We start from the raw sequence: 19,448 nt of genomic DNA on the forward strand, positions 1-19,448 counted from the left end.
CACTTGAAACCCGAACAAGAAACCCGGCCCTGCTTAAACGCAGTGCCGGGTTTCTGCGTTTCAGGTCGGTGAATATTTATAGGCGAGTGCTAAAGCCACTATTATTTATAGGTTTAAGGAGTTAATACCGCTGGCGTGAAAATCTCGTTTGCCTGTTTTGATAAATAAGCTATGTTGTAAGACGTCGTATAAGACAGCTCGGTCTTTTGCGCGTTTTCCTCCATTACCAATAAACAATAACAAGGAATAAACATGAACAAGCGTTTCAAGCTGCTCGTTGCGTTTCTCTGCCTGTTCGGCGGTTACACGGCTACGGCTCATGCCTCAGATCAAGCCGATGTTGAAAAGGCTGTCGACAAGCTGACTCAAGCCATGTGGCACAAGGATATTGCGCAACTGCAGGCACTGACTGCCGACAAACTTACTTACGGGCACTCCAGCGGTAACATTCAGGACAAGAAAGCCTTTATCGCGGATATCGAAACGGGCAAAAGCGCGTTCAACAGGCTTGAAATGCAGAAGCAGCAGATCACTTTGTCGGGTGATACCGCGCTGGTTCGCAACCACTTTTCCGCCGAGGCAGTGAACAGCGGCAAGGTTGTCCCGACTGAGATCGAAAACTTCCAGATCTGGCAGAAGCAGGACGGCAAGTGGCTGCTGATCGGGCGTCAGGCGTTCAAGTTCTGATGTGAGGGTAAGCACCGCTCTCATGACTGCACTGTCCGTTGGAGCGAGGCTTGCCCGCGAAGAACGATGACGCGATCTGCCTGACAGACCTCATCGAACGCTTCGCGGGCAAGCCTCGCTCCAACAGGGCAATTGGCTTCGTAGCCTGCGGTAACTTCTATAACGTTTGCGTGCTAACCATAATTCGACTTGCTCCCCACACTGGACTCAGCCCACAGCTCATCCAGGTTACTGAATCCCCATTCCTTCGCTGACTCACGACCCACGATGCGATCCTGGCCCACCAGTGCGGCGAGGTTGAGGGTGGTGTGCGTTATGTGCTGATTGCTGTTGGCGCAGAAAAACACCCGGACCTTGGGCGTGAGCAACGATTTTTCATGCTGTTCGATCACTACACCAATCCGTCCGCTTTGCAGGCGGACCAGTGCGCCGACCGGGTAAATGCCTACGCATTTGACGAAGGCCTGAAAGACCTTTTCGTCAAAATGTCCCTGCCACTGGGCCATGCGGTGGATGGCTTCAGCCGGGCCCCAGGCTTCTTTATAGGGGCGGTCCGAAGTTACCGCGTCATAGACGTCACACACCGCGCCCATCCGTGCAAACAGGCTGATCTGGCTTCCCGCCAGCCTGTGGGGATAGCCGGTGCCGTCGATTTTTTCATGGTGATGCAGGCAAACGTCCATGACCCTGGGGCTGAAATGGTTGCTCTGCCGCAACATATCGGCCCCGGACTGCGAGTGGCGGCGCATGGTTGCGAACTCCTCATCGCTGAGCGCACCCGGCTTGTTGAGGATGGTCAGCGGGATCACGACCTTACCGACATCATGCATCAGGCCTGCGACACCCGCTTCGTGAACCAAAGCAGGCGGAAGTCCAAGCTGGCGGGCGAGGGCGACCATCAGTGCGCAGACTGCGACCGAATGCATGTAGGTGTATTCATCACAGGTCTTCAGTCGAGCAAGGCTGATCAAGGCATCGGGATGCCGGGACAGCGAGTCGGAGATTTCCTCGACCAGTTCGCTGACCTTCTCCATTTCAATGACCTGACCCATGCGTAAATCACTGAACATCTTCTCGACAGCCGCTCTGGAATGAGCACACAGCTTGAGGGATCGGGAAATTTCCTGATTCAGTGCAACACGATGGGGAACAGGTTTGTTGGCGATGTTTTGCAGGCAGGTCGGCAGTGCTGGATCTGATTGAACAGGCGCGGCGGGTACAGGGCTGACACCGCGGCTGTCATCGATCCAGAGCTCTGCGACTTTTGCGTCGAGGATGCGTTGCAGATCATGCTCATTCGAAAGCATGAATCCGTTTTTCCAGAATGACTGCTCTATCCCTGAGCCACAGAATTCGTGTACGTACATGCCGAGGCGTAGCTCGGCCACAGAGATATGTTTCAGCACGATAATGACTCGCTTTTTGTTATGGCTGAAGTTCGCAATCAGGCATTCGGAACTGATCGCGCTTTTCCCGCAGTTGCTATACCGAAAACCTCGCTACCAGACGATTAAGGCCTACGGCCAGTTGCGACAGCTCATTGCTGGCCAGTGAGGTCTGACTGGCTGCGGATGAGCTTTGTGAGGAAAGGTCGCGAATACTCATCAGGTTCTGGTCAACCGAACGGGCGACTTGCGCCTGCTGTTCTGACGCGGTGGCAATCAGCATATTCCTCTCGTTGATGTGGGAAATTGCTGCGGTAATCTCTTTGATTGCGACACCGGCTTCATGGGCGATCTGCAAGGTCGAGCCGGCTTCAAGCGTGCTTTGTTTCATGGACTGCACTGCCAGGGTCGAGTCTTTTTGAATGCCCTGGATCATCTGCTCGATTTCCCGGGTAGACGTTTGCGTTCTGTGGGCCAGTGCGCGGACTTCATCCGCCACCACGGCAAACCCGCGGCCTTGCTCGCCCGCCCGGGCGGCTTCGATAGCGGCGTTCAAGGCCAGCAGGTTGGTTTGTTCGGCGATGGAGCCAATCACGTCCAGTACTTTGGCGATGTGCTGTGCCTGGTTCGCCAGGCCTTCGACTTCAAGGCCGGTACGTTCGACTGTAGTACTGAGTTTTTCCAGCGAGGCGATGGTCTGGCTGACGCGTTCCTGCCCGGTCTGTGCCGAGCGTTCTGATGCCTGGGTTGACTGAGAGGCAGCGACCGCGTTGCGGGCGACTTCCTCGACGGCGGCAGTCATCTGGTTGACTGCGGTGGCCGCCTGCTCGGTTTCCATGCTTTGCCGTTGGATACCGGCATTGGACTCTTTGGTGATCGAGCTCATTTCTTCCGCCGCTGAGGCGAGTTGTCCCGAGGAGTCGGAGATATGCTGAATCGTCCCTTTGAGATTCGCCAGCATGGTCGCAGTAGCGGTCTGCAACTCGGTCATCTCATCCGCGCCGCTGATTTCAACCGTAGTGCGTAAATCGCCGTCGGCAATTTTCCGGGTGGTGATCAGCAGGGTTTGAATAGGCTGGGTAATACTTCGGGTAAAGGCCACGGCTACAACTACAGTAACGATGACGGCGATAACAATGAATATCATTGAGATATAACGGCCGCTGATAAAACTTTCATCCGCGATCGATCCGGATTGCTCCGCCCCTTTTTCGTTAACGCCAATCAGCTCTTCAATAGCGCTTTGCAGCGCCACTGCCTGAGGCTTGGAGGTGTCCTGGATGAATACCGCCATTTCCTGATAAGTGCGAGTTTTACTTAACTCCATCAGTTCGTCGATTTTGCCCTGATAGGCACTGACGTTGGCCGAGACCTTATTGAACAGTTCTCGCTCGGCGGCGTCGCCGACCATAGGCGCATAGTCCTGTGTGGCTTTGCTCAAGTTGGCTTTGAGTTGATTGATTTTCTTGATCGACGCTTCGCCCAGGCGTGCGTCGTCCATGACAAATCGTCTGGCGTCCAGACGATACAGAAGCATCGCGGTCTCGATCCGACCGGCCTGTCTGACGCTGGGCAGCCAGTTTTTCTGGAGGTCGGAGGCTGAGTCGTGAATGTCATCCATCTTGAACAGCGAGGCGGCGCCAAGGCCGATCAAGAGAAGACAGATGATGCCGAAGCTGAACAGGGCTCTGGTGGTCAGTTTTATATTTCTTGTTTTCATACCGAGATACCTCGAATCGCCACGCTGCGATAGCTGAGATTCAACTGATCTATCTGCTGGCGACTTGACATCACTGTAGGCGCCAATGTGTGAAAAAACCATCACCTGTGTAGAAAAGTTTTGTTGTTTACACAGGTCTGGTTATTCAAGTCCATCGGCGTTTAAAACTGAAACTTTAAGGGCGTAAACAGTTGGTTATTTGACGCCATTAAACATTGACCGAATCCTTTTTGCTGCGCTTAACGTTGTAAAGCTAACTAATTAATAAAAAGTTATCTTATATCTCTGCAGTTTCAGACACGTCCGTAAAGAGCAGTGCCTTTAATCCACCTTCGACCTCAGCGTCAGGGAACTCCGGTGGATTGTTTAGACGTTGTTCGAAACGCAGGTTTGGCGCTTCAACGGCGGTGTGGTCGATCAGGAAGCTGGAGCCCAGGCTTGGTTCATTCATGCAGGCCAGCACCTGACCGCCCGGCACCAGCAGCTCGGGCATGCGCCGCAGCACTTTCTGGTAATCCTTGTCGAGCAGGAAGCTGCCGCGCTGGAAGGAGGGCGGGTCAATAATAACCAGGTCATAAGGCCCGGATTTTTTGACCTTGCCCCAGGACTTGAATAACTCGTGATCCAGAAAGCTGACTTTGCGCAAGTCGTGTTGATTAAGGCGGTGGTTCTCACGCCCGCGGGTGAGTGCGGCCCGGGACATGTCGAGATTGACCACTTGTTCGGCACCGCCTGCGATGGCCGCGACGGAAAAGCCACAGGTGTAGGCAAACAGATTCAGTATCCGTTTGCCCTGCGCGTTGGCACGTACCCAGTCGCGCCCGTAACGCATGTCCAGAAACAGGCCGCAGTTCTGCTTCCTGCCCAGATCCACTTTGAAGTGCAGGCCGCTTTCAGTGATCTGCCATTCTTCCACCCGCTCACCCAGCAGCCACTCGGTGGTGCTTTCCGGCAAGTAGCGGTGTTGCAGCAATAAGGTATGTGCCTGGCTGTTCAGCCATTGCGGGGTGCGGGTCAGTTCCAGCAGCAGACGGGTCAGCGCTTCAAGCTCGGTCTTTGCGGGCTCGCGGAACAGTGAGACCAGCACCACGCCTTGCATCCAGTCGACCGTCACCTGCTCAAGTCCCGGCCAGACGCGGCCTCGGCCATGAAACAGACGGCGGGTCTCATCGGGCGCGGTTTGCAGGGCATCCAGCAGGTGCTGGTTCAGGATAGCGAGTGCTTCTGGGGTCATGACGGCAATCAGTGGCGAAAGGGCGCGACATGTTAAACGTTATCGACGCCGGACGGGCAGCGACGTCACCCCGGATGACTGATCACATATAGGCAGATCGACAGCGTCACGAGCGAACCGAGAGTCGACACCAGAATCGTGCTCGATACCAGTGACGCTTCGCGCTTGTAGTACTCAGCCAGCATGAATGGGCCGGTGCCGGTGGGCAGTGCGCTGAGCAGCAGGGCGGCATTGGCCCATAGCAGCGGCACATCGAATACATGAAACACCAGCACCCAGGTCAGCAGCGGATGGCCGATGAGCTTGATCAGGACCAGCAGCGACGTTCCTTCACGTGTGCCTTGCTGTTTTTCGGCGAGGAACAAACCAAGCGCGACCAGTGCGCAGGGGCTGGTCGCCGCACCCAAGAGGCTGAGCAGCTTTTCCAGTGCGCCGGGCAAGGGCGCGCCGCTGCTGGCCCATAACGCGCCGAGGATCGGAGACACCACTAGAGGGTTTTTCGCCAGCGCCAGAAACACTTTCAAGGCAATGCGGTGCGGCTTGCGCTCGGTTTGCAGCCCGACTTCCACACAGACCAGCGCCAGGCCAAATAACACGCAAACCACCAGAAGCGCCCCGACCAGCGCCGGTTGCAGTCCTTCCTGGCCGAGCACCATCACGCACAGCGGGATACCGATATAGCCCGCATTAGCATAGGAGCCGCCGAGTGCGTCGATGCTCGCATCGGCCAGATGGGTGCCTTTCTTCCAGCGCAGCAGGAGGGTGATGACGAACACCGACAGGGTGCTCAACGTAAAGCCGATGACGAAGCCCGGATGCCAGATCTGCTCCCAGGTCGATGTTGCCGTAACGCTGAAGAGCAGTGCCGGTAGACACAGCCAGACCACCATCCGGTTGATTTCCGACGCGGCGTTCGGGCCAAGGCGGTTCGTGCGGCGGCAGATGAACCCCAACAGGATCAGGGCGAAAATCGGTAGCAATATATTGAGAACAGCAAACATTGAGGGCCGTCCGTTGCGCGCAAACAGGCGGGCAAGGTTAAGCACGAAAATCGTTAGCGTCCAATCTATTTTCCTGAGTGCTCGGGCCGTCCATCTGCTCGCTGTCCGCAGTAAGCAGATCGTCACAATCGGGCTTTAGCCTTTAAGTCCGCACATTGCGCTGGTCCAGGTGCTTGTCTGACGGACCGCAATGGTCTCCATTCGAAGCGAGTGCCCGCCATGACAATCATAGAAACCGACTTCAACGTATTGGATGAGCAGCAAATACGAGCTGCGCTAAAGCGTCTGTCTTTTTTGCGAGTCAAGATGGAGGCCGCTGCCCGGACGCCCATCGAAAGCATGCAAGTGCACCCCGATTATCTGGACAGTGCTCGCAACTTACTGGGCTACCTCGCGTTGCGCCGCCATGATATTCGTCCTCTGCAACAGCAGTTGTCCGGGCTTGGCCTTTCTTCCCTGGGACGCTGTGAAGCCAATGCGCTCGCATCGGTAGACAGGGTCATTGATGTCCTGAAGCGCTTGCTGCCCGGCGCTGAGCTTGAAGAAAGCTCCGGCAGTTTGGTGAACCGGGCAGGGGAAGAACTTCTTATCCAGCATGCTAACCAATTGTTTGGCGGCCCAGCGCCAGAGCGCGGCGTACGCATCATGGTGACCATGCCTCAAGAGGCCGCGAGCAATCCTTCCATGGTCCGTGAACTGGTGCAGGCAGGCATGGATTGTCAACGCATCAACTGCGCTCACGATGACCCGGCGACCTGGCTGAAAATGATTGAGCATGGTCGCAGCGCCGCTGCCAAGGTCGGCAGAACCTGCCAGGTGATGATGGACCTTGCGGGGCCGAAGTTGCGCACGGGGCAGATACAGCCGGGCCCGGCAGTGTTGAAAATCCGCCCGCAACGCGATGATTTCGGACGCATCGTGACCGCCGCTCAAGTCTGGCTTGCCGAAGAGCCGGAGGCCTTTTCAGACGATGACTATTGTTTGCAGATGCCGGGAAAATGGTTAAAGCAGTTGCAGGTCGGTGATGAGCTTGCGTTCAGGGACGCAAGAGATTCAAGTCGTTCACTGTCGATCGTTGAAGTCACCGGACAAGGCTGTCGGGCGGAGTTGCGTAAGACGGCCTACATGATTCCCGGCATAGAGCTGCACTTGAAAAAGCATCGGGGTCGCCCGAAATCAGAACGCATTACCGGCGTGCCGCCTCGGGAACAAAGCATTGTCCTCAACGAGGGCGATGCTTTACTGCTGAGCGCTGACGCCAGTCATGGTCATCCCGCAGTCCGCGACAGCAGTGGCAAGGTCCTGACCCCCGCGCGTATCGGCTGCACGTTGCCTGAGGTGTTCAAGGATCTGCGCGCCAACGAACCGGTATGGTTTGACGATGGCAAAATCGGTGGGCGTATCCAGTCAGTGCAGGCCGACGTCGTTACCGTCCGTATTACCCATGCGCCGGGCGGAGCCAAACTGAAAAGCGACAAGGGCATCAATCTGCCCGACAGCGAGCTGCAACTTGACGCGTTGTCGCCCGAGGACCTGGAGGCACTTGCGTTCGCCGCCCAGCATGCGGACGTGGTGGAGTTGTCGTTCGTTAACAGTCCTGAGGACGTCAAATCACTTCTGGCGCATTTGAAGCACCTCAACGCCGAGCATCTTGGCGTCGTGTTGAAAATCGAGACACGACGCGGATTCGAGAGCCTGGCGGCGTTACTGCTGGCGGGCATGCAGAATCCGCGACTGGGAGTGATGATTGCCCGGGGAGATCTGGCGGTAGAAAACGGTTTCGAACGAACCGCGGAGCTGCAGGAAGAGATCCTGTGTATTTGCGAGGCAGCCCATGTCCCTGTGATCTGGGCGACTCAAGTGCTGGATACGCTCGCCAAAACCGGCGCTGCAACCCGTGCCGAAATTACCGACGCAGCGATGGGGGTGCGAGCTGAATGTGTGATGCTCAACAAAGGTCCGCATATCCTGGAGGCCATGGGGACGCTGGACGACTTGTTGGTGCGTATGCAGGGCCATCGGAGCAAAAAACGCGACCTGTTGCGCAAGCTGAGTGTCGCTGAGTTGAACGCCTGAGCCAACCGAGCGCCCGGACTCTGGTTCCAGGCGCTCGTCGGGCTGTGTTAATAAATTTGCGGGATGATCAGGTCACTCGGCGTCGGCACGCGGCTGTAATCCTCACGGCGCTGACGCTCTGGCAGTTCAATCGCCGGTTGCTCGACTTCTTCGTAGGGCATCTGGCCCAGCAAGTGGTGGATGCAGTTCAGGCGCGCGGTCTTCTTGTCATCTGCCTGCACCACCCACCACGGCGCTTCGGCGATGTGAGTACGCTCCAGCATGATTTCCTTGGCCTTGGTGTAGTCCTCCCAGCGACGACGGGATTCCAGATCCATGGGGCTGAGCTTCCATTGCTTGAGCGGATCATGGATGCGGCTGAGAAAGCGCAAGTGCTGTTCCTGATCGGAGATCGAAAACCAGTATTTGATTAACTGAATGCCAGAGCGGGCGAGCATGCGCTCGAACTCGGGCACGGTACGGAAAAACTCCTCGTACTGATCGTCGTCGCAAAAGCCCATGACCTTTTCCACGCCCGCGCGGTTATACCAACTGCGGTCGAACAGGACGATCTCACCGGCCGCGGGCAGGTGTGAAACGTAGCGCTGGAAATACCATTGAGTGCGTTCACGGTCGTTGGGCGCAGGCAGTGCAGCGACACGACAGACCCGCGGGTTGAGGCGTTGGGTGATGCGCTTGATCACGCCGCCTTTACCGGCTGCATCGCGACCCTCGAAAAGGATCACGACTTTGTGCCCGGTTTTCACCACCCAGCTTTGCAGTTTGACGAGCTCGCCCTGAAGGCGAAACAGTTCGCTGAAATAAAGGCGGCGGGCCTGTTTTTCATCGCTGTCGCTGATATCGTTTTCAAACAGTTTGTCGAGGCTGTACTCGTCTTCTGCCAGCTCGAGCTCCAGCTCTTCATCATTATGATCAAGCAGCTCGCGATGAATACGCCGCGCGATATTTTCGTGCTCAGGAGACATGTCGGGCACTCATCTGTAGGAAAAGTCCTCAGATAGTAATCAGCCCATATGAAGAAAAGGTGACGGTTTGAAGGCTCAGCGTGGTATGTAGCGACGCTGCCAGCGATAGGGGATAAACAGGGTCAATATCCCCAGCACTGCGGCAAATGCGCCGCTGATCAACAGCGCATTGGGTCCCAGCCGGTTTTCCAGCAGTGCGCCGATAATTGCCCCTATGAACATGCCGGCCCAAGGGACCAACTGTATGCGCCAGCCATCACGGCGCTCGCCAAGCATCCAGCGTCCCAGACCGCGCCCGAATCGGGAAAGTGCTCCCGTCACATATGTCAGCCCCACCGGCAGGCCGTTGACCTGTTCAACGGCGGCATTGAGCATGCCCATGGCCAGAATCGCCGCCACGACGGTAATAATCTGCGAAGCCATTGGCCAGGCTGCGGCAGCGCACAGCAGCATACCGATACTTAATAACAAGGGCAGGGCGCGTCGGCCACTTACCCGGGCAACGATCACCCCCAGCGCATTGCCGATTACGAAGGTGATGATTGCCAACAGCAGGCGAGAGGTGGTGTTCAGGTCACCATCGCTGATCGCCACCGCCAGACGGGTGGTATTGCCGCTCATGAAGGAAACGAAGTCGCCCGTCGCCATGAACCCGATGGCATCGGTCATGCCTGCCAGAACCGAAAGGCTTGCCGCCAACCCCATACCCACACGCCCGCGCAATTTCTGCATGTGCAGATGCTTCAAACTAGCGCTGGCATTGGCGGTGGAAGGCAGCATCGCAGGTCCTTGCATTGATCACTGATTCAGACGCGAACATTGCAACGCTTGATTAAAGAGCCTTGGCGCGAACGATCCGTTTGGCCTTGATCTCGTCGGCGTAGGCTTTGAGCTGATCGGCATCTCCATACAGCCGGTTGACCAATTGCAGAATGGCCGTGACGTCGACATCAGTCATTTGTTCGGCGAGCTTGAGTATTTCATTGGCAGTGCTTTCAAGGTTCTCGGCAGTTCCCTTGAGGTGACGCTTGAGTTCCTGGGTCGGCTTGTTGAGGGCCATGATGTTTCCTTCTTATAAGTACCGCGATTTCTATGCGGTGGAGCATCGCTTTTTCTGGGGGAACAAGCAATCAGACCTGATGATGAGCGTTGTAGAAGTGGCCCCAGTGTGCATGACACCGCGCTGTCTCGCGGCAAACCAACGACCTGTAGGAGCTGCCGAAGGCTGCGATAGCGGTGTATCAGGAGAAATACTTCGCAGCCTTCGGCAGCTCCTGCAGAAAATGCATTTCAATCCAGTAATTTGCATGTTGTTTGATGAGAGAGGGCGGAACGCATAAGGCATGTTTGCCTGGATGCTGACGCACGAAGTACTCCACCTATCTGCAGGGCTGGCTTTCGCCCGGGAGATGCCGGCCTCGTCAGGTTTCAGCATTCAAACTGTGCAATGCGCATATGCCCATGTGAAATGAAACCAGATTGTGGGAGCTGAGCTTGCTCGCGATAAGGCTGGACGCAATTCACTTCAGATCGCATCCAGCCTTATCGCGAGCAAGCTCGGCTCCCACAGGTCCTGCGTCTTCATCAAACTGGGAGTATCCACTGGGGTGGGCTTTAGCCGAGAGGCGGTCCTGATGCCTGATCAATCATCCCGAGTCAAAACCTCCAGCAATTCGATCTCAAAATGCAGATCAGCCCCCGGCTTGATATGCGCGCCCATCTGCCGGTCGCCGTAGGCCAGATGTGCAGGCACAAACAGGGCGCGGATGCCGCCGACTTTCATGCCCATAAGGCCCTGATCCCAGCCCTTGATCACGCGCCCGGTACCGATCACGCACTGGAAAGGCTTGCCGCGTTCATGGGATGAGTCGAATACGGTGCCGTCTTCCAGTTTGCCGGTGTATTGGGTGGTGATCAGCGCGCCTTTGACGACTTCCTTGCCGTCACCGGTGCGGATGTCTGTGATCAGCAATTCGTTGCTCATGGTGCTTTCTCTGAGTAAGGCTACAAAGGTGGCTTTTTCTCAGGAAAGCTTCAGTGGTGCAAGGGGTTTGATGAGTCGATCGAGATTGAATGCCACTCCGCGCTAAAGCGCTCTTACAATCAGCATGCAAACTACTAATGAAATGCATTTTCTGTAGGAGCTGCCGAAGGTTGCGAAGCATTTATCCTGACAGACCGCTATCGCAGCCTTCGGCAGCTCCTACAAGTTCTGTGTTTGCAACTCGATAGCGCGGAGTTGGCAAGGCCGGGTAATCTCCTGTGCTATTCCGTACTTTTCCGAATCAGAAAGGAGTAACAGAATGACCAATAACACCGCATCAAAAGTCGCACTTGTCACGGGCGCAGGCAGTGGCATTGGTCGTGCTGTTGCGTTGGGCTTGCTGGAGGATGGCTACCGCCTGGTGCTGGCGGGACGTCGTCAGGAGCCGCTCGATGAGTTGGCGTTGGTTATTGGCGAGGCGGGTGGCGAGGCCATTGCAGTGTCCACCGATGTCCGCGATCCGGCGAGTGTCGATGCGCTGTTTGCGAGGATTGAAGACGCTTATGGTCGTCTGGATGTTTTGTTCAATAACGCCGGCGTTGGCGCCCCGGCCGTTCCGGTGGACGAACTGGACGTCGAGAAGTGGCTGAACGTGATCAACACCAACGTGACTGGAGTATTTCTCTGCGCTCGCGCCGCGTTTGGGCTGATGCGCAGGCAGGTACCGCAGGGTGGACGGATCATCAATAACGGGTCGATTTCCGCCCACACGCCGCGGCCGTTCAGTTCACCTTACACCGCGAGCAAACATGCTGTGCTCGGGTTGACCAAGACGTTTGCCCTGGACGGGCGTGAGTTCAACATTGCCTGCGGTCAGATCGATATCGGCAATGCTTTGACCGAGCTCGCGGCACGCATGACCACCGGGGTTCGGCAGGCCAATGGGCAGACCGCGGTAGAGCCGATGATGGACGTCAAGGAAGTCGCCGATGCGGTGCGTTACATGGCGAGCCTGCCGCTGTCGACCAACGTGCTGAACATGACCGTTATGGCCACTAACATGCCGTTCGTTGGTCGCGGCTAGATCAAAGGTTTAGTTCATGTTCTGGCTGGCAACAACCATGGCCTGGGCGATGTTGTTTTTTTCGGCTTCGGTGAAACCGTCCCAGACGTGGACCTTGGCGTAGTAGCCCAGGCCAGCCAGCGAATAAAGGCTCAGGGTGAACACGATGAAAATGGTCACGAACGTCCAGCGGCCGCCGTCACTCTCTTCACGGGACGAGAAGTTCTCGGTGTAGGTGTCGTTACCGTTACGTGATACGGCATTGGACGCCAGGCGTTTGAACCATTGGAGCAGGTAGATGATGACGAGTCGCAGCATGGGATTAGCCTCAAGTTTAAAAGTGTGCAGTAGGGCGCCCAGTGGGCTGACCCGAAATCGTCGTTTGCGCTCAGGGCGCGCTCGGCCACAAATGCCGAAAACGAAAAAAGCCCGTCTATGACGGGCTTTTCTTTTTATAAATCTGGTCAAGTCGCCGGGCTTCCAAGTCGACGACTGCTTATGTCGTTGAGGTTAGAGTCCGCGTCCGCTTGCCGGTATTGAAACATTTTAGAACAATTGGTTTTCTCCATCTAGGGCCGTTCGGCGGTTGTCAGACAACTGGTTGAATTTCTGGTGTGACATTTTGTCACGCGCGGCCGGGCGCTGTGAGGCAATTGGCTGCCCGATATCCATTACGGACTAATTAGCCAACAACTCCGCGTAACGCTGCAAATCCACGTTGCCGCCACTGATCAAGATCCCGACTTTCTGTCCTTTGAGCTGGTCCTTGATCTGCAGTGCGGCGGCGAAGCTCAGGCAGCCCGTTGGTTCGACGACCATCTTCATTCGTTCGGCATAGAAGCGCATGGCGTCGATCAGTTGCGCGTCAGACACGGTGAGAATGTCGTCCACGTCACGGCGAATGATCGGGAAGGTGTGGTTACCCAGGTACTGGGTTTGTGCGCCATCAGCGATGGTGTGCGGAACAGCGATACGGACGATTTCGCCCGAGCGAAAGGAGCGCTGCCCATCGTTGCCCGCTTCAGGTTCGACGCCATACAGCTTGCAAGCGGGCGACAGGGCACGGGTTGAAAGTGCTGAACCCGCAAGCAATCCACCGCCGCCCAGGCAGACCAGTAACGTATCCAGCGGTCCGACTTCTTCGAACAGTTCTTTGGCGGCCGTACCTTGTCCGGCTATCACATCGGGGTGGTCGTAGGGAGGAATCAGGGTCATGCCCAGGCGCTCGGAATGTTCGCGGCCGATGGCTTCGCGATCTTCGGTCTGACGGTTGTAGATCACCACGTTTGCGCCATATTCGCGTGTCGCCGCAATCTTCGCAGGTGGCGCGTCGTGAGGCATGACGATGGTAGCGGGGATGCCCAGGAGACGGGCGGCGAGGGCGATACCCTGCGCATGATTCCCTGAAGAGAATGCCACCACGCCATGTTTACGCTGCTGCTCGTCAAATTTCGCCAGGGCGTTGAAGGCACCGCGAAACTTGAATGCACCGACCCGCTGCAGGTTCTCGCATTTGAAAAATATCTGGGCGTCGAACAGGCTGTCGACGGTGCGCGAGGTGATTACCGGCGTGCGATTGGCTTGGCCTACAAGACGCTGGGCAGCGGCTTCCACGTCTTGATAGGTGGGGAGTGTCAGAGTGTTCGTGTTCACGATGATAGTCACCTTCTCAACTGAAAATATCAGGCCGCTACGGCCATGGCTTCAACTTCCACGGCGCAGCCGTAGTGCAATTGTGCGACGCCCGCGACGGCTCTTGCGGGACGGTGATCCCCCAGCCATTGGCTGTAGAGTTGATTGAATAGCGGCCACTGCCCAATGTCAGTGACATACACCCGCACCTGCACCAACTGCTCTCTGCTGATGCCAGCAGTCTGAAGACAGCTGTCCAGATTGAGCAGCACTTGTCGGGTCTGATCTTCAAACGAAGCATTGGCCAGATGTGCACCGTCGGCAGTGATGGGTAACTGGCCGCTGATCATCACGAAGCCATTGGCGATGGACAGGTGCGAGTAGTGCCCGGCAGGTGGACTGATGGTTGTGCTGTTCTTGCAGAGAATGGGGTCGGGCATGGGGTTCTCTCGTTGAAATTCAAATTTCAGAAGCGGCAGTGGGCCTACTTCAGGTAGCTGTAAGCGGCAGCCCGGGAGACCCCCAGGTGTTGCGCGACCACGTCCATGGATTTGCGCACTTCCAGTGCGCCCGATGCTTTCAGCTCTCGAAGCAAGATGCGGCGTTCATCGGCCTTGAGCGAGCGGGGCGTGCTTGCCGAGCGACCCGCGAACTCATCAATCCGTTTGCGAATACTGTGTGCGCTATCCACTTCCAGTGACTCATCCACCGCGCAATCCACTCGGGTGAATTGAGCCATGGCCGTTTGCACGCCCTGGAAAAGAGTCAGATCAACGTTCATGCACAGCGCCGCGACGTATTGCCCATCGACGTTGCGGATACCGATCGAGGTGCTTTTGGCCTGACGTCCATCGGGGAACCGGTTGGCGTAATTGGCGATGACTTGCGGATAGGCCGGGTCGGCGATTCGCGCGAGGCCCAGCTCGGTGGCTGGGTCACCAACAGAGCGACCTGACAGATTGTTGTGGATGGTGTAAATGGCGTGATCCGGAGTCTGCAGGTCATGCACCACCACTTCGCAAAACGGCCCGAAGGTCTCGCCCAGGCCTTGAGCGACGTGTTTGAGTTGTTCGAGCAGGTTGCGGGTTTCTGCAGAAGAGTCGGACATGTAGAGGGGTATCTGGATAAATTTCTAAGACAATTTATCCAGTAATTGACGTTTAGTAAAGGTCGATGGTGCTTCTGACCTTTGCGGGAGCTGCCGAAGTGCCCCTGATAACACCGATCTGTAGGAGCGAGGCTTGCCCGCGAACCAGACGACTCGGTAGGCCAGACGAACCGCATTATCGCTCTTCGCGGGCGAGCCTCGCTCCTACAGACGTGTTTGCCGCAAACAGCGCTGTGTCAAAAACTCCGGGCCATCTCTACAGGAAATTTGCATGTATCCCGGTATGAGCTCAACGCCAGGGATGCTGCGGACTATCAATCGGCCGTACGCCATGTTGCCTGAACAATGCGCCGTACCCGTCCACCAGAAACTGGCCACTGCGCTGCAGCCAGTCTTCACGACGCTCTGCGTAAACCCGGGGCAGGTAATACCAGGGCAAGCCCGGAAGATCGTGATGAATCAGATGCAGGTTCAGGTTCAGAAACAACCAGCGCCAAGGCCAACCCGCTTCATTGATGACCGAGCGATGTTGCGGCGATGCCGCAGGCCGGTGCTCATAGAACGAGCGGACCATGGATAACGCCAGAGCCAGTACGCTGGCCAGCAGGTATTCGAAGATGCCGATTCCGCCTTGTACCTGAACAAACCACAACACTGCCACCACGCAGGCACCGTGAGTCAGCCACATCAGCCAGGCTTGCAACACGCCTTGCCGTAGCCGTCGCAGTTCTACTGACAGCAGGCCAATCAGCGCAATCGCCGGGCCGACCAGTAATCGGCCATAAAGAGTTTTGTTCAACCAGTGCAGGCTGCGCGACACGATGCTATTGCGCTGCCAATGCTGTTCGCTCAGGTAGCGGCTCTCGGGATCATGATGTGGCAGGGTCAGCTCTTCGTCGCGGTGATGCAGCAGATGGCTGTCGCGATACAGCGTGTAGGGATACCAGATCGCGAGCGGCGCGTAGCCTAGTAGCTTGTTCACTGACCGCCAGCGGGTCGGATGGCCGTGGAGTAATTCGTGCTGCACCGACATCCAGAACGTGATGACCGGCACCAGCAACATCAAGGTCAATCCGCGGCCCAGTAGTGCCGAGTATTGGATCAGGCTGAACCAGGCCGCGTAAGTCCCGATCAGCAATAACCAGGTTGGCCAGTCGGTGCGGGCGGTCCAGGTTTTGCGCAGTTGGGCGATGCGCTGTTGGTGCGTGGCGTCGAGGTAGTTGGGCATGCGCATCACCGGCAGATAGGCATTAAGGCAAGTGGCCTGAAGCTGCACCTTAGCAATTCCGGTTATGCGTGAATAATCACATTTAGCAGTGTTTATATAATCTATTGGACTAAGCGTGGGTGCAAAAATGGGGGCAACCCAGGCCCCCATTCTTCAGTTACCTGATCATTCAGTTACTTGCCGAATAACCGCTCATGTACCCAGCCGTTATTGGTCAGGATCATGCCGCGGGTTTCTTTGATCGGCGTTTTTTCAGCGGCGACTATTGCAGGCAAGTCCCGGATGGCAGCTTGCACGGACGCTTCGTACGCCCATTTCGGCAAGTCGCTGGTCTTGTAGCTGTACGTCACGCGTGAAACCTTCTGGCCCATCATGTCGCCAGGCTCACTGAACTGGTCGACGCTGACGATTTTGGCTTTGCCAACACACAGGGCGCCAACAGTGGTCCCGTTCATAAGTTTCCGGGCGTCATTCTTGTAGAACTTTCGACCTTCATCGGTAAGGTCGAAGGCATAGCGGATATCGGTGCGAGCAGGTTGAGCAAAGCTCTTCGGGATCTCTTTACGAGATAGCTCAGTTTCTTTAACTACCCCCACTTGAGCCAAGGTATGCAAGACCTTGTCTGTACCGCTGTAGTCGAACTCCTGACTCTCGGTAGGAAAGTTAGCGGCCACCAGACATCTCGGATACAGAGTGTCGAGGTAAGCTTGTGCAGCTTTTTCGAAATTTTCTTCACTGGCCTTTTTCGGGTCGGAGCAGCCCGCGAGCATGGTGAGCAAAACGGCCAGCGATAAAATCTTCCTGTCTTTCATGTTGCGTCCTTGATTACGGGGGGAAGTTTCAGCCAATGAAATACGTCATTAATCTGAACCCAATCAAGACCTGTGAACGGGGCGGAAGTTTCCGGGTATCTAATGGCATCTGTTGATTTTGTAGAATGCCTCGACCTATACGAAATCACTCCAGCCAATAGATAAAACGGCAAAAGACCTAAGGTTATGCCGCAGAGGAATTTGGCTTTTTCCATTGTCTTGTTCACATTGTGCGCACACGACGAATTTGAAGGTCCGGTAGCACGCAGCGCGTGATAAGGCGAAATACATGACAACACTCTCCGTGACACCCGCAGACGGTTTGCTGGACGAACCGCGACGCATCTCCATAAAAGGTCTGCAGCCCTCGCAAAAGGTTGAGCTTTCCACGCGCACCTTGCGTGGCAACGGGCAGTATTGGGTCAGCTCTGCGACGTATATCGCCGATGCATCCGGGCAGGTTGATCTGGAACGCGACGCGCCTGTATCCGGCAGCTATGAAGGCGTCTCTGCGTCAGGCCTGCTCTGGAGTCAGCGACCAGAAGCGTCTGGTGCTGCTGATGTGTTTCCAGACGACGTGCTGCAACCCTTGGTGACTCAAATATCCCTTGAGGGGAGTGAGCAATCCGTCACCTTGATTCAGCGACTCGCATCTGGAGGCGTAACTCGCCGTGAGGTTCGCGAGGACGGTCTGGTCGGAACCCTGTTCACGCCGCCTGGCGTAGGGCCGCATCCCGCTGTGATTGTGCTGAACGGTTCAGGGGGCGGGATCAACGAACCCCGAGCCGCGCTTTATGCCTCGCGAGGTTACGCCGCGTTGGCGCTGGGCTATTTCAAGGCACCGGGCTTATCGCCTTACATTTCAAATACGCCCTTGGAGTACTTCGTCGCGGGCTTGGCCTGGGTGCGACGTGAGGTTCGGCCTGCCCATGATTTCGTTGCGCTGAGCGGGCAGTCTCGGGGCGGTGAGTTGGTGTTGCTGCTGGGCAGTATGTTTCCTGAGGCGGTGTCGGCGGTCATCGGTTATGTGCCAAGCGCCCTGGTGCATGGTGGGCAAGCGGCGGCTGATCCGGCAGTAGGCCGGGACGGACCGGCATGGCTCTATCAGGGACAGCCACTGGTGCACCTCTGGAACAACAATAAAACCGCTTCATGGGCGGCCAGGGATGCCGGTTTGCGTAATGCTGAATCTATAAGCACAGCGCTGCAGGATCACGATGCCGTGCGCCGGGTCGCCATCGAGGTAGAGAAAATTCGTGGGCCCGTCCTGTTGCTGTCTGCGGGGGATGATGCGGCCTGGCCTTCAGCGCTTTTTTCCAGAATGGCGTACTCGCGGCTGAAAGAGGCGGGACATCCATGGCCCGTGCAACACCTGAGTTTTGAACATGCTGGCCATACGATTCTGTTGCCGAACATACCGTCTACCTACAGCGTTGACGGCACCCCTGCGGCCAACGCTGAAGCCAATGAACAATCGTGGCTGGCGGTGAAGGCGTTTCTCGACGATGCGGTCAACGCTCGTGCTGCAGAGGGGGCTTGATCAGATCTTGATGGGTTGTGGCGCCTTGACCGTGGTCCGGCGCCCGAGTACCACCGTGCCTACGACTCCTGCAGCAAATACCCAGGTCAACGGGTCAATGTGCTCACCAAACCACAGCGCAGAAAAGGCGATGGTAAAGAAAATCTGCAGCAACTGAACTTGCCCGACGCGTGCAATGCCGCCCATGGCCAGCCCGGCATACCAGGCGAAGAAGCCGATGAATTGCGAGAACAGCGTGACGTAGCCGAAGGCCCATAACGTCGGGGCGCTGATTGCTCCTTGATGCTGTGATGCCAGGTAAAGCACCGGCCCCAGCAGCAAAGGGAAGGCCAGCACCAATGCCCAGCAGATGACTTGCCAACCGCCCATTTCCCTGGCCAGACGTCCACCTTCGGCATAACCCAGACCGCCCAGTGCGATGGCCGCCAGCATTAGCAGATCGCCACTGCTGATACTGCCAGCGCCTTGAATCATCGCGTAAGTCAGCACCAGCGCACTGCCCAGTGCAGCGCATGCCCAGAATGCTTTGGAAGGCCGCTCATGGTGCAGCCACGCCGCGTACATGGCGACGATCAGCGGTTGCAGGCCGTTAACCAGCGCGCCATGGGAAGAGGGAATGGTTTGCATGGCCCACGATGAAAGCACCGGGAAGCCGACGATCACTCCGAGGATGACGAAGCACAGGCCTTTGAGTTGTTGCCGGGTTGGCCAGCGTTCCCGGCGCCAGAGCAACAGTGCTGCCGCCGGAATCGCCGCGACAAGTGCACGACCGAGGCCGTTGAGCAGCGGGTGAATTTCCTCGACCACAATGCGGGTCATGGGCAGGGTCAGGCTGAAAATTATAACGCCGAGCAAACCGAGGGCCATGCCGGTGTTATCGCGGGAAGTCATAAACGGTTCATCGTCAGAGAGTGTGGGCCGGTATTTAGCCATAGAGGCGAAATCTCCCAGCGCTACAGAGAGCGACAGAGTGGGCAGTACACTTTGTCCTGTGGCTGTTTTTATTTTGAACA

General features: G+C 56.6%; 19 protein-coding genes. 4 read left to right on the plus strand and 15 right to left on the minus strand.

What is annotated here, in order from left to right:
• Window positions 1-252 precede the first annotated feature (252 nt).
• The gene (locus K3169_RS13185) at window positions 253-687 is read left to right on the plus strand and encodes a nuclear transport factor 2 family protein (protein ID WP_263271873.1); all 435 of its coding nucleotides are present in this window, start codon (window positions 253-255) and stop codon (window positions 685-687) included.
• Window positions 688-860: 173 nt separating this feature from the next.
• Here K3169_RS13185 and K3169_RS13190 read toward each other — a convergent pair whose 3' ends face one another.
• From K3169_RS13190 to K3169_RS13205, 4 genes are all read right to left on the minus strand, one after another.
• Complete coding sequence (locus tag K3169_RS13190) at window positions 861-2,093, minus strand: HD-GYP domain-containing protein (RefSeq protein ID WP_263271874.1); 1,233 nt, start codon at window positions 2,091-2,093, stop codon at window positions 861-863.
• Window positions 2,094-2,169: 76 nt separating this feature from the next.
• A complete protein-coding gene (locus K3169_RS13195) occupies window positions 2,170-3,894 on the minus strand; it encodes a methyl-accepting chemotaxis protein (RefSeq protein WP_411567034.1) in 1,725 nt (574 codons plus the stop codon).
• Between the two features lie 175 nt (window positions 3,895-4,069).
• On the minus strand, window positions 4,070-5,026 hold the full coding sequence (locus tag K3169_RS13200; RefSeq protein WP_122703771.1) for a class I SAM-dependent methyltransferase: 957 nt from the start codon (window positions 5,024-5,026) through the stop codon (window positions 4,070-4,072).
• Between the two features lie 65 nt (window positions 5,027-5,091).
• Complete coding sequence (locus tag K3169_RS13205; RefSeq protein WP_027900186.1) at window positions 5,092-6,027, minus strand: AEC family transporter; 936 nt, start codon at window positions 6,025-6,027, stop codon at window positions 5,092-5,094.
• Between the two features lie 219 nt (window positions 6,028-6,246).
• On the opposite strand from K3169_RS13205, the gene K3169_RS13210 reads away from it, so the two are divergent.
• A complete protein-coding gene (locus K3169_RS13210) occupies window positions 6,247-8,103 on the plus strand; it encodes a pyruvate kinase (RefSeq protein ID WP_231674767.1) in 1,857 nt (618 codons plus the stop codon).
• A gap of 47 nt (window positions 8,104-8,150) precedes the next feature.
• Here K3169_RS13210 and ppk2 read toward each other — a convergent pair whose 3' ends face one another.
• The 4 genes from ppk2 to K3169_RS13230 all read right to left on the minus strand — a co-directional run bounded on the left by ppk2 (window position 8,151) and on the right by K3169_RS13230 (window position 11,052).
• Complete coding sequence (gene ppk2, locus K3169_RS13215) at window positions 8,151-9,068, minus strand: polyphosphate kinase 2 (protein ID WP_027900184.1); 918 nt, start codon at window positions 9,066-9,068, stop codon at window positions 8,151-8,153.
• Window positions 9,069-9,143: 75 nt separating this feature from the next.
• Window positions 9,144-9,848: a YoaK family protein gene (locus K3169_RS13220; protein WP_231674766.1), complete on the minus strand. Its 705-nt coding sequence runs from the start codon at window positions 9,846-9,848 to the stop codon at window positions 9,144-9,146.
• Window positions 9,849-9,900: 52 nt separating this feature from the next.
• The gene (locus tag K3169_RS13225; RefSeq protein WP_027900182.1) at window positions 9,901-10,128 is read right to left on the minus strand and encodes a hypothetical protein; all 228 of its coding nucleotides are present in this window, start codon (window positions 10,126-10,128) and stop codon (window positions 9,901-9,903) included.
• Between the two features lie 582 nt (window positions 10,129-10,710).
• Complete coding sequence (locus K3169_RS13230) at window positions 10,711-11,052, minus strand: FKBP-type peptidyl-prolyl cis-trans isomerase (RefSeq protein WP_263271875.1); 342 nt, start codon at window positions 11,050-11,052, stop codon at window positions 10,711-10,713.
• A 319-nt stretch (window positions 11,053-11,371) separates the two neighbouring features.
• Here K3169_RS13230 and K3169_RS13235 point away from each other — a divergent pair, with 319 nt between their 5' ends.
• A complete protein-coding gene (locus K3169_RS13235) occupies window positions 11,372-12,136 on the plus strand; it encodes an SDR family oxidoreductase (RefSeq protein WP_263271876.1) in 765 nt (254 codons plus the stop codon).
• A 9-nt stretch (window positions 12,137-12,145) separates the two neighbouring features.
• Here the strand turns inward: K3169_RS13235 and K3169_RS13240 are convergent, their stop codons facing one another.
• The 6 genes from K3169_RS13240 to K3169_RS13265 form a co-directional block, all read right to left on the minus strand.
• Window positions 12,146-12,433 (minus strand): hypothetical protein, encoded by a 288-nt coding sequence (locus K3169_RS13240; protein WP_099268766.1) that lies wholly within the window; start codon window positions 12,431-12,433, stop codon window positions 12,146-12,148.
• Between the two features lie 360 nt (window positions 12,434-12,793).
• A complete protein-coding gene (locus K3169_RS13245) occupies window positions 12,794-13,753 on the minus strand; it encodes a threo-3-hydroxy-L-aspartate ammonia-lyase (protein WP_263272280.1) in 960 nt (319 codons plus the stop codon).
• Window positions 13,754-13,797: 44 nt separating this feature from the next.
• The gene (locus tag K3169_RS13250; protein ID WP_099268768.1) at window positions 13,798-14,187 is read right to left on the minus strand and encodes a RidA family protein; all 390 of its coding nucleotides are present in this window, start codon (window positions 14,185-14,187) and stop codon (window positions 13,798-13,800) included.
• A 44-nt stretch (window positions 14,188-14,231) separates the two neighbouring features.
• Window positions 14,232-14,855 carry a transcriptional regulator gene (locus tag K3169_RS13255; protein WP_263271879.1) on the minus strand — a complete coding sequence of 208 codons (624 nt, stop codon included), beginning with the start codon at window positions 14,853-14,855 and terminating at the stop codon, window positions 14,232-14,234.
• 289 nt (window positions 14,856-15,144) lie between these two features.
• Window positions 15,145-16,083 carry a fatty acid desaturase gene (locus K3169_RS13260; RefSeq protein ID WP_255877213.1) on the minus strand — a complete coding sequence of 313 codons (939 nt, stop codon included), beginning with the start codon at window positions 16,081-16,083 and terminating at the stop codon, window positions 15,145-15,147.
• A 173-nt stretch (window positions 16,084-16,256) separates the two neighbouring features.
• Window positions 16,257-16,895, minus strand: a complete 639-nt coding sequence (locus K3169_RS13265; protein ID WP_263271881.1) for a hypothetical protein — start codon at window positions 16,893-16,895, stop codon at window positions 16,257-16,259.
• Window positions 16,896-17,184: 289 nt separating this feature from the next.
• Between K3169_RS13265 and K3169_RS13270 the strand changes: the two genes are divergently transcribed.
• Window positions 17,185-18,435 carry an acyl-CoA thioesterase/bile acid-CoA:amino acid N-acyltransferase family protein gene (locus K3169_RS13270; RefSeq protein WP_263271883.1) on the plus strand — a complete coding sequence of 417 codons (1,251 nt, stop codon included), beginning with the start codon at window positions 17,185-17,187 and terminating at the stop codon, window positions 18,433-18,435.
• Here the strand turns inward: K3169_RS13270 and K3169_RS13275 are convergent, their stop codons facing one another.
• Window positions 18,436-19,326: a DMT family transporter gene (locus K3169_RS13275; protein ID WP_263271885.1), complete on the minus strand. Its 891-nt coding sequence runs from the start codon at window positions 19,324-19,326 to the stop codon at window positions 18,436-18,438.
• Between the last annotated feature and the right edge of the window lie 122 nt (window positions 19,327-19,448).

This window comes from Pseudomonas phytophila, from assembly GCF_025643095.1.
Lineage (GTDB): Bacteria > Pseudomonadota > Gammaproteobacteria > Pseudomonadales > Pseudomonadaceae > Aquipseudomonas > Aquipseudomonas quasicaspiana.